14 protein-coding genes are annotated in these 13647 nt (G+C 72.1%); 6 read left to right on the top strand and 8 right to left on the bottom strand.

Features of this window, described 5'->3' with window-relative positions:
• Nucleotides 1-14 precede the first annotated feature (14 nt).
• A complete protein-coding gene (locus tag ABTY04_RS13590) occupies nt 15-569 on the top strand; it encodes a GNAT family N-acetyltransferase (RefSeq protein WP_352213531.1) in 555 nt (184 codons plus the stop codon).
• Nucleotides 570-874: 305 nt separating this feature from the next.
• Here ABTY04_RS13590 and ABTY04_RS13585 read toward each other — a convergent pair whose 3' ends face one another.
• The 3 genes from ABTY04_RS13585 to ABTY04_RS13575 form a co-directional block, all read right to left on the bottom strand.
• Nucleotides 875-2521 (bottom strand): phospho-sugar mutase, encoded by a 1647-nt coding sequence (locus ABTY04_RS13585; RefSeq protein ID WP_352213530.1) that lies wholly within the window; start codon nt 2519-2521, stop codon nt 875-877.
• Nucleotides 2522-2567: 46 nt separating this feature from the next.
• Nucleotides 2568-3374: a purine-nucleoside phosphorylase gene (locus tag ABTY04_RS13580; RefSeq protein ID WP_352213529.1), complete on the bottom strand. Its 807-nt coding sequence runs from the start codon at nt 3372-3374 to the stop codon at nt 2568-2570.
• Nucleotides 3375-3537: 163 nt separating this feature from the next.
• Nucleotides 3538-3975 carry a gamma-glutamylcyclotransferase family protein gene (locus ABTY04_RS13575; protein WP_030231145.1) on the bottom strand — a complete coding sequence of 146 codons (438 nt, stop codon included), beginning with the start codon at nt 3973-3975 and terminating at the stop codon, nt 3538-3540.
• A gap of 196 nt (nt 3976-4171) precedes the next feature.
• Here ABTY04_RS13575 and ABTY04_RS13570 point away from each other — a divergent pair, with 196 nt between their 5' ends.
• The 3 genes from ABTY04_RS13570 (at nt 4172) to ABTY04_RS13560 (ending at nt 7106) form a co-directional block, all read left to right on the top strand.
• Entirely contained in the window at nt 4172-5611 is a 1440-nt protein-coding gene (locus ABTY04_RS13570) for an NAD(P)H-quinone dehydrogenase (RefSeq protein ID WP_352213528.1), read from the top strand.
• A gap of 212 nt (nt 5612-5823) precedes the next feature.
• Nucleotides 5824-6738 carry a DeoR/GlpR family DNA-binding transcription regulator gene (locus ABTY04_RS13565; protein WP_502996631.1) on the top strand — a complete coding sequence of 305 codons (915 nt, stop codon included), beginning with the start codon at nt 5824-5826 and terminating at the stop codon, nt 6736-6738.
• A 242-nt stretch (nt 6739-6980) separates the two neighbouring features.
• Entirely contained in the window at nt 6981-7106 is a 126-nt protein-coding gene (locus ABTY04_RS13560; RefSeq protein WP_352213526.1) for a hypothetical protein, read from the top strand.
• Between the two features lie 136 nt (nt 7107-7242).
• Here the strand turns inward: ABTY04_RS13560 and ABTY04_RS13555 are convergent, their stop codons facing one another.
• A complete protein-coding gene (locus ABTY04_RS13555) occupies nt 7243-9006 on the bottom strand; it encodes an acetyl/propionyl/methylcrotonyl-CoA carboxylase subunit alpha (RefSeq protein ID WP_352213525.1) in 1764 nt (587 codons plus the stop codon).
• A 352-nt stretch (nt 9007-9358) separates the two neighbouring features.
• Between ABTY04_RS13555 and ABTY04_RS13550 the strand changes: the two genes are divergently transcribed.
• The gene (locus tag ABTY04_RS13550; RefSeq protein ID WP_352213524.1) at nt 9359-9880 is read left to right on the top strand and encodes a hypothetical protein; all 522 of its coding nucleotides are present in this window, start codon (nt 9359-9361) and stop codon (nt 9878-9880) included.
• On the opposite strand, the gene ABTY04_RS13545 is transcribed toward ABTY04_RS13550, so the two are convergent.
• The 4 genes from ABTY04_RS13545 to ABTY04_RS13530 form a co-directional block, all read right to left on the bottom strand.
• On the bottom strand, nt 9861-10463 hold the full coding sequence (locus ABTY04_RS13545) for a Maf family protein (RefSeq protein WP_352213523.1): 603 nt from the start codon (nt 10461-10463) through the stop codon (nt 9861-9863). The genes ABTY04_RS13550 and ABTY04_RS13545 overlap by 20 nt on opposite strands.
• Nucleotides 10464-10504: 41 nt before the next feature.
• Complete coding sequence (mmpB, locus tag ABTY04_RS13540) at nt 10505-10636, bottom strand: morphogenic membrane protein MmpB (RefSeq protein WP_099889787.1); 132 nt, start codon at nt 10634-10636, stop codon at nt 10505-10507.
• Between the two features lie 129 nt (nt 10637-10765).
• Complete coding sequence (locus tag ABTY04_RS13535) at nt 10766-10975, bottom strand: acyl-CoA carboxylase epsilon subunit (RefSeq protein WP_352213522.1); 210 nt, start codon at nt 10973-10975, stop codon at nt 10766-10768.
• A gap of 14 nt (nt 10976-10989) precedes the next feature.
• Nucleotides 10990-12585: an acyl-CoA carboxylase subunit beta gene (locus tag ABTY04_RS13530; protein ID WP_352213521.1), complete on the bottom strand. Its 1596-nt coding sequence runs from the start codon at nt 12583-12585 to the stop codon at nt 10990-10992.
• Between the two features lie 131 nt (nt 12586-12716).
• Between ABTY04_RS13530 and ABTY04_RS13525 the strand changes: the two genes are divergently transcribed.
• On the top strand, nt 12717-13595 hold the full coding sequence (locus ABTY04_RS13525) for a biotin--[acetyl-CoA-carboxylase] ligase (RefSeq protein WP_352213520.1): 879 nt from the start codon (nt 12717-12719) through the stop codon (nt 13593-13595).
• The last annotated feature ends 52 nt before the right edge of the window (nt 13596-13647 follow it).

Here is a 13647-nt window from a genome sequence, read left to right as displayed (position 1 = left end):
CTTGAGAGGCCTACATGAGCCAGTCGGTACCAATCGTCATCAAGCAGCTCGACGGCTCGGCTGCGGCCAGGGCTCAGGACGCGTTCCGCCTGGTCTACGCCGAGGTGTTCGCCGAACCGCCCTATGACGAGACCGAGGCGGCGATGTCGGCCACCTTCCGTCGCTTCCGGGCCCAGACCCGCAAGAGCACGTTCCTCGGCGTCCTGGCGACGGCTGACGACGGCGAGCCGGTCGGCATGGCGTACGGATACCCCCTGGGTCCGCAGACGGGGTGGTGGGACCAACTCACGGAGCCGGTGCCCGAGGATATGTGCCGCGAGGACGGCCGCCGAACCTTCGGCTTGATGGAACTCGCCGTGCGCGCCGCCTGGCGTCGGCAGGGCGTCGCCCGCCGTCTGCACGAAACCCTGCTCGCCGCCGTCGACTGCGAACGGGTCCTGCTCAACGTTCACCCGGACAGCGAAGCGGCCGTGGCCGCGTATCGCGCATGGGGCTACCGCAAGGTGGGTGATGCACGCCCGTGGGCCGGGGCGCCCCTGCACGACGTGCTGCTGCTCGACCTCGGCTGAACACCCCGCGGCGGCCGCCGGGTTGATCCGGTCGTCGTCAGGCGTGGGCCCGGGCGGAGCTCGGGGACGGCGGGGTGGGGGGGGGACGGTCCCGTGTGGGACGACGACGGCCCCCCGGGACGGGTCCCGGGGGGCCGATGCGGCCCGGCCCCCGTCGGACGGGACGGGGGTCAGGGCGTCGGGCGCCGCACCGGACGGACGGAGTGCGGTGCAGCGGTGTGGAGCCGGGGCCCCGGGGTTCCCGCCCCGGCGGATGCGGAGGCGTTGGCCCCTGGGGCCGGACCGCGCGCGTGGCGCGGGGTGGGTCAGAGGCCCATGGCCGCCGACAGGTCCTTCTTGACCGCGTCCAGGACTTCCTGGCCGCGGGTGCGGGCCGCCGCCAGGCCGGAGGCCTCGGCCACCGGGACCACGACCTCCAGATAGCACTTGAGCTTGGGCTCCGTGCCCGACGGGCGGCAGATCACCCGGGCCTTGTAGTCGCCCTCCAGGTGGTAGCGCAGGCCGTCCGTCGGGGGGAGCTTCTCCGTGCCCTGCGAAAGGTCCTCCGCCGAGGCCACCCGCAGGCCGGCCAGGGAGACCGGGGGCTGCGCGCGCAGCGCGGCCATGGCGTCCGCGATGACCGACAGGTCCGAGACGCGGACCGACAGCTGGTCGGTGGCGTGCAGGCCGTGCTCCATCGCCAGGTCGTCCAGCAGGTCGGTCAGCGTGCGGCCCTGCTCCTTGAGCTCCGAGGCCAGCTCCGCGACCAGCAGGGCGGCCGTGACGCCGTCCTTGTCGCGGACGCCCTCGGGGTCCACGCAGTAGCCGAGCGCCTCCTCGTAGCCGTAGCGCAGGCCCTCCACGCGGGCGATCCACTTGAAGCCGGTGAGGGTCTCCTCGTAGCCGACGCCCGCCGCCTCCGCGATCCGGCCCAGCAGGGACGAGGACACGATCGACTCGGCGAAGACGCCGGTCGCGCCCTTGCGGACCAGGTGGGCGGCGAGCAGTGCGCCGACCTCGTCGCCGCGCAGCATCCGCCAGCCGTCCCCGGTGGGGACGGCCACGGCGCAGCGGTCCGCGTCGGGGTCGTTCGCGATCACGATGTCGGGCTGGACCTCGGCGGCCTTCGCGAAGGAGAGGTCCATCGCGCCCGGCTCCTCCGGGTTGGGGAACGCCACCGTCGGGAAGGCCGGGTCGGGCTCCGCCTGCTCGGCGACGAGCACCGGCGTCGGGAAGCCGTGCCGGGCGAAGGCCGCCATGACGACGTCCTTGCCGACGCCGTGCATGGCCGTGTAGACGGTCCGCACGCCCCGGGGGGAGCCGGGGGTCAGGACGGCGTCCGTACGGGCCAGGTAGGCCTCCAGGACCTCGTCACCGAGATTCTCCCAGCCGGACTCCGGACGCGGGACGGACGCGAGCGTCGTCACGCGGGCGATCTCGGCCGCGATCTCCGTGTCCGCGGGGGACACGATCTGCGAGCCGTCGCCGAGGTAGACCTTGTAGCCGTTGTCCCGGGGCGGGTTGTGGCTCGCGGTCACCTCGACGCCGGCGACGGCACCCAGGTGCCGTATGGCGTACGCGAGGACGGGCGTCGGCAGCGGGCGGGGCAGGACGGCCGCGCGCAGGCCCGCGCCGGTCATCACGGCGGCGGTGTCGAGGGCGAAGTCCGCCGACTTGTAGCGCGCGTCGTAGCCGATCACGACCAGGCCGCCGGTGTGGCCCTGGGCCTTCAGGTACGCGGCGAGGCCCGCCGCGGCCCGGATGACCACCGAGCGGTTCATCCGCATCGGGCCGGCGCCGATCTCGCCGCGCAGCCCGGCGGTGCCGAACTGGAGGGTGCCGGAGAACCGGTCAGCCAGCTCGCCGGTGTCGCCGGCCTCGATGAGCTTCGCGAGCTCGGCCGCCGTCTCCGGGTCCGGGTCCTCCGCCAGCCAGGCCTGGGCCCGGGTGATCAGGTCGTCCTGTTCCTGCACTACTTCCGCCTTGTCTCTCGTGGCTCTCGTACGGACGCCCGGTGCCTCAGATGCGGGCGAGGACCTGGGTCAGCAGCTTGCCCATGCGCGCGGCCGAGTCACGGCCGGCCTGGAGCACCTCTTCGTGGTTCAGCGGCTCGCCGGAGATGCCCGCCGCCAGGTTGGTGACGAGGGAGATGCCGAGCACCTCGGCGCCGGCCTCGCGGGCGGCGATGGCTTCGAGCACCGTGGACATGCCGACCAGGTCGGCGCCCATGACGCGGATCATGTTGATCTCGGCCGGGGTCTCGTAGTGCGGGCCGGGGAACTGGACGTAGACGCCCTCTTCGAGAGTCTCGTCGATCTCCTTGCACAGCGCGCGCAGGCGCGGCGAGTACAGGTCGGTCAGGTCGACGAAGTTCGCGCCGACGATCGGCGAGGTGGCCGTCAGGTTGAGGTGGTCGCTGATCAGGACGGGCTGGCCGGGCTTCATGCCCTCGCGCAGGCCGCCGCAGCCGTTGGTCAGGACGATGGTCTTGCAGCCGGCGGCGACGGCCGTGCGCACGCCGTGGGCGACGGCGGCGACGCCGCGGCCCTCGTAGTAGTGGGTCCGGCCGAGGAAGAGCAGCGCACGCTTGTCGCCGATCTTGTACGAGCGGATCTTGCCGCCGTGGCCCTCGACCGCGGGCGGCGGGAAGCCGGGCAGCTCGGTCACGGGGAATTCGGCCTCGGGTGCGCCCAGCGCCTCTGCGGCGGGGGCCCAGCCGGAGCCCATGACGAGGGCGACATCGTGGGTTTCGGCGCCGGTCAGCTCACGCAGGCGGGCGGCTGCGGCGGTGGCGTCGGCGAAGGGGTCGGTAACAGATGCGTTCACGCAGACGAGCGTAGCCGAGCATTGCCTACGCGCGTAGATGACGCACATCACGGTATTCGGATCGTTGCTTTGTCGTTTCCGCTGAATGGTCCCGGACGGGCCGGGAACGCCCCGAAGGGCCCGGGAAACCCCCGAGGGCGATGCCCGGGAGCCCGGCAGCCCCTCAGCAGGGGCGCTTGCGGAGCTCCATCACGTAGTCGTGCGGCGCGCCCGCGGACTCGGCCGCATCGGCGATCTCGCCGAGGTAGCGCGCCGAGGGCAGGCCGCCCTCGTAGCCGTTCAGGACGTACACCCAGGCCGCCTCCTCGCCGTCCAGCGTGTGGACGCGGATCCGCATCCGGCGGTAGATGTCGAGACCGACGCCCTCCCACCGGTCCATGGAGTCCTCGTCCAGCGGGGCGATGTCGTACAGGGCGACGAACACCTGGTGGCGCGGGGCCTCGACGATCGTGGCGAGGGCGCCCTCCCACCCCATCTGCTCACCGCCGAAGGTCAGCCGCCAGTCGTTGATCCAGCCCGTGCCGCGCAGCGGCGAATGGGGGGCGCGGCGCGTCATCAGCCGCGGGTCGAGGTTGCCGGCGTACGCGGCGTAGAGCGACATGAGGTCGAGGGTACGGGAGGGGCGGGGCGGGCGGCGTGCCCGGATGGCGGCCGGACGGCGCCCAGATGGCCGGACCGGGGGAGAAGCACCTTGAAGCGTGCGGGACAATGGGGCACGGAATGCATCCCCCGGGGAGACCCCCCGGAAGCCCCGGCCGGGGCGGCAGCCGGCCGGGTAGACGTGAGGCGGAGTTTTCGTGACCCGGATCGTGATCATCGGCGGCGGACCCGGCGGGTATGAGGCGGCCCTCGTGGGGGCCCAGCTCGGCGCGGAGGTGACCGTCGTCGACTGCGACGGCCTGGGCGGCGCGTCGGTGCTGACCGACTGCGTACCCTCCAAGACCCTCATCGCGACCGCCGAGGTCATGACGACCTTCGACTCGTCGTACGAGGAGCTCGGCATCGTCGTCGCGGACGACACCCCACCGCTGGAGCAGGCCGCGCGCGTCGTCGGCGTCGACCTCGGCAAGGTGAACCGGCGCGTCAAGCGCCTCGCGCTCGCCCAGTCGCACGACATCACCGCCTCCGTGACCCGGGCCGGCGCCCGCGTCGTACGGGGCCGCGGCAAGCTCGGGGGCCCGCAGGGCATCGACGGCACGCGCGACGTCATCGTCACCGCCGCCGACGGCACGGAGACGATCCTGACGGCCGACGCCGTGCTGATCGCGACCGGCGGCCACCCGCGCGAGATCCCGGACGCGATGCCCGACGGCGAGCGGATCCTGAACTGGACCCAGGTCTACGACCTGGACGAGCTCCCCGAGGAGCTCATCGTGGTCGGCTCCGGTGTCACCGGCGCCGAGTTCGCCGGCGCGTACCAGGCCCTCGGCTCCCGGGTGACGCTGGTCTCCTCCCGCGACCGCGTGCTGCCCGGCGAGGACCCGGACGCGGCCGCCGTCCTGGAGGACGTCTTCCGCCGCCGCGGCATGAACGTCATCGGCCGCTCCCGCGCCGAGTCCGCCAAGCGCGTCGGCGACCGGGTCGAGGTCACCCTCTCCGACGGCCGGGTCATCACCGGCACGCACTGCCTGATGGCGGTCGGCGCGATCCCGAACACCAAGGACATGAACCTGGAGGAGTCCGGGGTCCGGCTCAAGGACTCCGGGCACATCTGGACCGACAAGGTCTCCCGTACGTCCGCGCCCGGCGTGTACGCGGCCGGTGACGTGACCGGCATCTTCGCGCTGGCCTCCGTCGCCGCCATGCAGGGCCGCATCGCGATGTACCACTTCCTCGGCGACGCGGTGGCCCCGCTGAACCTCAAGACGGTCTCCTCGAACGTCTTCACCGACCCGGAGATCGCCACTGTCGGTTACACGCAGGCCGACGTGGACGCCGGGAAGATCGACGCCCGTGTCGTGAAACTGCCGCTGCTGCGCAACCCGCGCGCCAAGATGCAGGGCATCCGGGACGGCTTCGTGAAGCTGTTCTGCCGCCCCGGAACCGGGATCGTCGTGGGCGGCGTGGTCGTGTCGCCGCGCGCCAGCGAGCTGATTCACCCGATCTCGATCGCCGTCGACAACAACCTGACCGTCGAGCAGATCGCAAACGCGTTCACGGTGTACCCCTCGCTGTCGGGTTCGATCGCCGAGGTTGCGCGCCAGCTGCACACGCGGAAGGCCGCCGGCGAGGCCTGACGGAGGCAACCGCCCCAGGTCGCAAGGGGACTTGGGGCGGGCCCCCGGAGGAGTGGAGAGACGTTCACTCAGCCGTCCCGCCGCGTATACCACTAGTCGCCCGGCTTTATGGACAACTTCGGTATTCCGGCACAAGGAGCTGAAACAAGACGGTCGTTGGGGTTACTGTCAGTTTCGTGTTCGCTGCAGAACGTCGCCAATTGATTCTCGAAATGGTGCGGGCCAACGGAGCGGTATCGCTCCGGGAGCTCGCCCGCGTCGTCCAGACCTCCGAAGTGACCGTACGGCGGGACGTGCGGGCGCTGGAGGCAGAAGGACTCCTCGACCGCCGGCACGGCGGTGCGGTTTTGCCGGGCGGTTTCACGCGGGAGTCCGGATTTCCGCAAAAGTCCCATCTCGCGACGGCGGAGAAAACCGCCATTGCCGACGTAGCGGCCGGACTCGTCGAAGAGGGCGAGGCCGTCGTCGTCGGCGCGGGCACCACGACCCAGGAGCTGGCCCGCCGGCTCGCCCGGGTGCCCGGACTGACCGTCGTCACCAACTCGCTGCTCGTCGCGCAGGCCCTGGCCCATGCGAACCGGGTGGAAGTGGTCATGACCGGCGGGACCCTGCGGGGCTCCAACTACGCGCTGGTCGGCAGTGGTGCCGAGCAGTCCCTCCAGGGGCTGCGGGTGTCGCGGGCCTTCCTCTCCGGCAGCGGTCTGACCGCCGAGCGCGGGCTGTCCACGTCCAACATGCTCAGCGCGAGCGTGGACCGGGCGCTGGTGCAGGCCGCCGCGGAAGTGGTGGTGCTGGCCGACCACACGAAGCTCGGGACCGACACCATGTTCCAGACCGTGCCGACGGACGTGATGACGCGGCTGGTCACGGACGAGCCGCCGCCGCACGACGACCGCGCCGCCACCGAACTCCAGGCGCTCGCCGACCAGGGCGTGCAGATCACCGTGGCCGGGGCGATCGCCTCCGGCAGCGGCGAGGGGATGGTCGGGCGCCGCCCGCGCCGGGAATCCCCGCTGCCGGTACAGCGGCGCGGCGGGCCGGCGGCCGCGCTGCGGAGCGCGCCCTCCTCGATGCTGGAACAGCAGGCGGGCGAACGGGCCCGCGTGGCCGACATGCGCCGCCGGTAGCCTCCGGCGGTGGCGGGAGGCAGGCCGGGCGGAGCCGATGGCCTCCGGCGATGGCGAGGGGTGGTCGGGCCCGGGCCCGCGCCGGGAGTCCCTGCTGGCGGTTGCCTCCGGCGGTGGCGGGAGGCTGGCCGGGCGGAGCCTGCTGCAGATGGCCTCTGGCGGCGGCGGGTGGTGGTCGGGTCTGAGCCCGCGCCGGAGTCCCTGCTGTCGGTACGGCGGCGCTGCGGAGCGCGCCCTCCCCGGTGCTGGAGCTGCAGGCGGGCGAGCGGGCCCGCGTCGTCGGCATGCGGCGCGGACAGGCCGCCCGGCCTGCACCGCTGCGGCTCTGCACGCCGCAGGCGGCGGCCGCCCCGGGCCGGCTGAAATGACGGAGTGTCATCCCACCCCCTCCGGCGTGTGAGGCGCGGGGTGGTGCCCCGGAGCGGTGGTCTGCACAGCAGTGAGGCCCGGCACCCCTCAGGGGTGCCGGGCCTCACTGCTCACGCGTCACGGAAGTCGAGGACGTCAGTCCTTGATCTCACAGATGGTGGCGCCGGAGGTGAGGCTGGCGCCGACCTCGGCGGTGAGGCCGACGATCGTGCCGGAGCGGTGCGCGTTGAGCGGCTGCTCCATCTTCATGGCTTCGAGGACGACGACGAGGTCGCCCTCGTTGACCTGCTGGCCTTCCTCGACCGCGACCTTGACGATCGTGCCCTGCATGGGGGAGGCGAGGGTATCGCCGGAGGCGGCCGGGCCGGACTTCTTCGCGGCACGGCGCTTGGGCTTGGCGCCGCCGGCGGCGGCGGTGCGGGCCAGGGTCATGCCCAGCGAGGACGGCAGGGAGACTTCCAGGCGCTTGCCGCCGACCTCGACGACGACGGTCTCGCGGCCGGGCTCGTCCTCGGTGTCGTCCGCGGCGGGGGCCGCGAACGCCGGGATCTCGTTGACGAACTCGGTCTCGATCCACCGGGTGTAGACGGTGAAGGGGCTGCCGTCCGTGGGGGCGAATGCCGGGTCGGTGACGACCGCCCGGTGGAAGGGGATGGCGGTGGCCATGCCCTCGACCTCGAACTCGGCGAGCGCGCGGGCCGCGCGCTGGAGGGCCTGCTCGCGGGTGGCGCCGGTGACGATCAGCTTGGCCAGGAGCGAGTCCCAGGCCGGGCCGATCACGGAGCCGGACTCGACGCCCGCGTCGAGGCGGACACCGGGGCCGGTGGGGGCGTTGAACTTGGTGACCGTGCCGGGGGCCGGGAGGAAGCCGCGGCCCGGGTCCTCACCGTTGATGCGGAACTCGATGGAGTGACCGCGCAGGACCGGGTCGCCGTAGCCGAGCTCCTCGCCGTCGGCGATGCGGAACATCTCGCGGACCAGGTCGATGCCGGCGACCTCTTCGGTGACCGGGTGCTCGACCTGGAGGCGGGTGTTGACCTCCAGGAAGGAGATCAGGCCGTCGGCGGAGACGAGGAACTCGACGGTGCCGGCGCCGACGTAGCCGGCTTCCTTCAGGATGGCCTTGGAGGCGGCGTAGAGCTCGGCGTTCTGGGCCTCGGAGAGGAACGGCGCGGGAGCCTCCTCCACCAGCTTCTGGTGGCGGCGCTGCAGCGAGCAGTCGCGGGTGGAGACGACGACGACGTTGCCGTGGGAGTCGGCCAGGCACTGGGTCTCGACGTGGCGGGGCTTGTCGAGGTAGCGCTCGACGAAGCATTCGCCGCGGCCGAACGCGGCGACGGCCTCGCGGACGGCGGACTCGTAGAGCTCGGGGACCTCTTCGAGGGTGCGGGCGACCTTCAGGCCGCGGCCGCCGCCGCCGAAGGCGGCCTTGATGGCGATGGGCAGGCCGTGCTCCTTGGCGAACGCCACGACCTCGTCGGCACCCGAGACCGGGTCCGGGGTGCCCGCGACCAGCGGGGCGCCGGCACGCTGCGCGATGTGGCGGGCGGCGACCTTGTCACCGAGGTCGCGGATGGCCTGCGGGGGCGGGCCGATCCAGGTCAGGCCGGCGTCGAGGACGGCCTGCGCGAAGTCGGCGTTCTCGGAGAGGAAGCCGTATCCGGGATGGATGGCGTCCGCACCGGAATCGGCTGCGGCCTGAAGGACCTTGGAGATGTCCAGGTAGCTGGCGGCCGGGGTGTCACCGCCCAACGCGAAAGCTTCGTCGGCCGCGCGGACGTGCAGAGCGTCCCGGTCCGGATCGGCGTAGACGGCTACGCTCGCGATCCCGGCATCCCGGCAGGCCCGAGCAACGCGGACAGCGATTTCGCCACGGTTGGCGATGAGCACCTTGCGCACGATGGCTCCCTCCTTGAAACAAGCTGAGTTTAGGGACAGCCCACACGGCGTTTCGACCCTTTCCCGGAGGTGACCTTGCCCACACGGAGTGTGATGCGAGTTCGTCTCCAGCGAGGAAAGCCCTTGTGGCGCCCCAGGTCAGGGGGATCCCCGACTGCACAGTAACCCCGTCACGCATCCAAGGTCTCTGTCCGGCGGGTCAGCGGGCCCCTGTGATTCTTTGTCGAGTCCCTACGAACGGCCCACGGATTCTTTGCGTGATCGCCGGCGGAGGCCCTCGCGTAACGAAGCGGCCCGTACCCCTTGTCCGTACGTTTACCCGTTAGTAGCCTCCAGGGCGTCGAACAGGCTTGTGGCCGAAGACGTGTGGGAGGGGTGGGCCGTCGTGGGCTTCGTGCTGCGCAGGATCGTGGCCGGGCTGGCTGCGATCGTGCTCGTCGCCGAAGCGGCGGTGCTCGTTCTCGTCCACTTCGTGCTGGGCCGGACCACCCACAACCAGTCGATGTCCATCGCGGGCATGGATCCCAATGTCATGTCCATGGCTACCTACGCGATGGGGGCGGGCATCGGCGCGTTCCTGCTCCTGTGCGCGGTGCTCCTCGCCGTGGCGGCCGTACGCGACCGGGCCCCGGGCGGGTTCGCCCGCATCGTCCTCGTCACCGCCGCCGTCACCCACGGACTGCTCGGCGCGCTCGCCGTCGGCCTGGTCGGCTGGGGCGCCTTCGCGGTGATGATGCTGATCCTCTGTCTGCTCGTCCTGACCCTGATGCTCTACGCGGCCCGGGACGAGGGCGAGGCGGCCGCAGGGGGCGCCCCGGACGTCCAGGACACCCCGCCCGCGCCGCTCGGGGAGCTCAAGCCCACAAATCCGTGATGGACACGCCCAGTTCGGCCAGCAGGGAGCGCAGCAGCGGCATCGACAGCCCGATGACGTTGCCGTGGTCGCCGTCGATGCCCTCGATGAACGGCGCCGACAGCCCGTCCAGGGTGAAGGCCCCGGCCACGTGCAGCGGCTCGCCGCTCGCCACGTACGCCGCCACCTCCGCGTCCGTCGGCTCGCCGAACCGGACCGTCGTGGACGCCGTCGCCGAGACCTGACGCCCGGTCGCCGTGTCGATCACGCAGTGCCCCGTGCGCAGTACGCCGGCCCGCCCGCGCATCGACTTCCAGCGGGCGGTGGCCTCCTCGGCGTCCGCCGGCTTCCCGAGCGCCTCACCGTCCAGCTCCAGCACCGAGTCACAGCCGATCACCAGGGCGCCGGCGGCCTCGTCCAGGGCCGCCACGACGCCCGCCTTGGCCTCGGCCAGCGCCAGCGCCAGCTCGGCCGGGGTCTCCGCGCCGAGCGCGTCCTCGTCGAAGTGGCTGACGATCACGTGCGGGGCCAGCCCGGCCTGTCGCAGCAGGTTGAGCCGGGCGGGTGAGGCGGAGGCGAGGACGAGGGCGTGAGCAGCAGTCATGCCCGCCATCGTAGGGGCGGGCGTCCCGCGCGGGACACGCCCTAGAAGCCCACGCCCAGCACGTACACGACCACCAGCATCGCGAGGACGACCACGACGGTCATCCGCCGGACCATCGCCTGCGCGTCCCGCATGTCCTTGGGCGGCTCGTTCTTCGGGTCTGACCAGAGCATGCACCGATCCTGGCCCCGGAGACCGGTGCGGCGCCTGAGTACGGGTACTCAGGCGCCACAGTCCGTTCACACCATTTCCACGACCGGAACCTCCGGTCCGGGCCCGTCCGGACCCGTCCGGCCGGAGTGCTAGCCGGGCCAGTACGTACGGGCCCACGCGCTCGGCCCCGGCTGCGGCAGCGTCCGCCGCGCCACCCGGGCCGGCGCCGACCACGCGTCCGCCACCCGCTGCGCGCCCGACGGCGCCGAGGCCAGCGCCGCCGCGCGCGCTTGGACCACCGCCAGTGCGGCGGCCAGCTCCTCCGGGGTCGGGTTCCCCTTGACGACCTTGATCACCACAGGACTGACCTCTCCTACAGGGGGATGTTGCCGTGCTTCTTCGGGGGCAGGGACTCCCGCTTCGTACGGAGCTGGCGCAGCCCCTTGACGATGTGCGCCCGGGTCTCGGACGGCATGGCCACCGCATCGATGTAACCGCGCTCGGCGGCGGTGTACGGGTTCAGCAGCGCGTCCTCGTACTCGGCGATGAGCCGGGCCCGGGTCTCCTCGGCGTTGCCTGCCTCCTCCGCCTCGGCAATGGCGCGCCGGTGCAGGATGTTGACCGCGCCCTGCGCGCCCATGACGGCGATCTGCGCGGTCGGCCAGGCCAGGTTCAGGTCCGCGCCCAGGTGCTTGGAGCCCATGACGTCGTACGCGCCGCCGAAGGCCTTGCGGGTGATGACGGTGATCAGGGGGACGGTGGCCTCGGCGTACGCGTAGATCAGCTTCGCGCCGCGCCGGATGATTCCGTTGTACTCCTGGTCCGTGCCCGGAAGGAAGCCCGGCACGTCCACGAACGTCAGCACCGGGATGTTGAACGCGTCGCAGGTCCGCACGAAACGGGCGGCCTTCTCCGAGGCGTTGATGTCCAGGCAGCCGGCGAACTGCATCGGCTGGTTGGCGACGATGCCGACCGGGTGCCCCTCGACCCGGCCGAAGCCGGTGAGGATGTTCGGCGCGAAGAGGGACTGCGTCTCCAGGAACTCGCCGTCGTCGAGCACGTGCTCGATCACGGTGTGCATGTCGTACGGCTGGTTCGCGCTGTCCGGGATCAGGACGTCGAGCTCGCGGTCCTCGTCCGAGACCTCGGTGTCCGCCTCCTCCGGGAAGGCGGGCGGCTCGGAGAGGTTGTTCGACGGCAGGTAGGCCAGCAGGGACTTGACGTACTCGATGGCGTCCTTCTCGTCCCCGGCCATGTGGTGGGCCACGCCCGAGGTGGAGTTGTGGGTGCGGGCGCCGCCCAGCTCCTCGAAGCCCACGTCCTCGCCGGTGACCGTCTTGATGACGTCCGGGCCGGTGATGAACATGTGCGAGGTCTGGTCGACCATCACGGTGAAGTCGGTGATGGCGGGGGAGTACACGGCGCCGCCGGCGCAGGGGCCGACGATCAGGCTGATCTGCGGGATCACGCCCGACGCGTGGACGTTCCGGCGGAAGATCTCGCCGTACATGCCCAGCGCGCTGACGCCCTCCTGGATGCGGGCGCCGCCGGAGTCGTTGATGCCGACGAGGGGGCAGCCGGTCTTCAGGGCGAAGTCCATGACCTTCATGATCTTCTGGCCGTAGACCTCGCCGAGGGCCCCGCCGAAGACGGTGAAGTCCTGGGAGAACACGGCCACCGGGCGGCCGTCCACCGTGCCGTAGCCGGTGACGACGCCGTCGCCGTAGGGGCGGGTCTTCTCCAGCCCGAAGTTGGTCGACCGGTGCCGGGCGAACTCGTCGAGCTCGACGAAAGACCCCTCGTCCAAGAGCAGGGCGACCCGCTCACGCGCCGTCAGCTTCCCCTTGGCGTGCTGCTTCTCCACCGCCCGCGCGGACCCGGCGTGAGTGGCTTCGTCGATTCGGCGCTGCAGGTCCGCGATCTTGCCCGCGGTCGTGTGCATGTCGATCGGCTCTGAGGGTTGTGACATCGGGGTCGCGGCTCCCTGTGTGGTGTCAACTGCCTGGTCAATTGATTGACTACTGCTGGCTACTGGTGCGTAGCGTATCGGCGGGCATGGCGCTCGGCAGTGCGGCGTTTGACACACCTACTGTGGGTTGCATGACGCCATCAGATGCATCAGGAGGAGCTCCGTCCGGAGCCTCCGCCGGCCGCTGGTCGAGCCTCGACCGGCCGCCGCTGAACGCCGCCGCACTGGAGCGGGCCCTCGTCACCGGCGGAGGGCTGTGGTCCTCGGTCGAGGTGGTCGCCTCCACCGGGTCCACCAACACCGATCTCGCGGCCCGGGCCGGGCAGCTGCCCGAGGGGGCCGTGCTCGTCGCCGAGGAGCAGACCGCCGGGCGCGGGCGGCTCGACCGGAGCTGGGTCGCGCCGGCCCGGTCCGGGCTGTTCTTCTCCGTCCTGCTCAAACCGGGCGACGGCGTACCGCAGGAGCGCTGGGGGTGGCTGACCCTGCTGGCCGGGGTGGCCACCGCGACCGGGCTGTCCCGGGCCGCCGGCGTGGACGCGGCCCTCAAGTGGCCCAACGACCTGCTGGTCACCGTGGAAGGGGAGGAACGCAAGACCGGCGGCATCCTCGCCGAGCGGGTCAGCGACGGGGTCGTGATCGGGATCGGCCTCAACGTCACCCTGGCCGAGGACGAGCTGCCGGTGGCGGAAGCCGGGTCGCTCGTCCTGGCCAAGGCCGCCGTGACGGACCGGGAACCCCTGCTGAAGGCCGTGCTGCGCTCCCTGGAGCGCTGGTACGGGGACTGGCGGGAGGCGGGCGGGGATCCGGCCGCCAGCGGCCTCCAGGAGGCGTACGCGGCGGACTGCGTCACCCTCGGCCGGCACGTGCGCGCGGACCTGCCCGGCGGGCGCACGCTCACCGGGACGGCCGAAGCGGTCGACGCGGACGGACGGCTCGTCGTGCGCACCGAGGAGGACCGGCACGAGGCCGTGGGGGCCGGGGACGTGGTGCACCTGCGGTCGGTGCGGTAGCACGGCCGCGGCTGCGGGGAGTGGGGAGTGAGCTACGGCACACCTGCCGTAT

This window comes from Streptomyces sp. NPDC097981, assembly GCF_040302565.1.
In the GTDB taxonomy this organism is placed as follows: Bacteria; Actinomycetota; Actinomycetes; order Streptomycetales; family Streptomycetaceae; genus Streptomyces.
This window is presented reverse-complemented; position numbering and strand designations above follow the sequence as displayed.

Coding starts and splice junctions, on each gene's coding strand:
- ABTY04_RS13545 (WP_352213523.1), bottom strand. CDS start 10,463: ATGACTGCTGCTCACGCCCTCGTCCTCGCCTCCGCCTCACCCGCCCGG.
- mmpB (WP_099889787.1), bottom strand. CDS start 10,636: ATGCTCTGGTCAGACCCGAAGAACGAGCCGCCCAAGGACATGCGGGAC.
- ABTY04_RS13530 (WP_352213521.1), bottom strand. CDS start 12,585: ATGTCACAACCCTCAGAGCCGATCGACATGCACACGACCGCGGGCAAG.
- ABTY04_RS13590 (WP_352213531.1), top strand. CDS start 15: ATGAGCCAGTCGGTACCAATCGTCATCAAGCAGCTCGACGGCTCGGCT.
- ABTY04_RS13575 (WP_030231145.1), bottom strand. CDS start 3,975: ATGTCGCTCTACGCCGCGTACGCCGGCAACCTCGACCCGCGGCTGATG.
- ABTY04_RS13565 (WP_502996631.1), top strand. CDS start 5,824: ATGGTGCGGGCCAACGGAGCGGTATCGCTCCGGGAGCTCGCCCGCGTC.
- ABTY04_RS13525 (WP_352213520.1), top strand. CDS start 12,717: ATGACGCCATCAGATGCATCAGGAGGAGCTCCGTCCGGAGCCTCCGCC.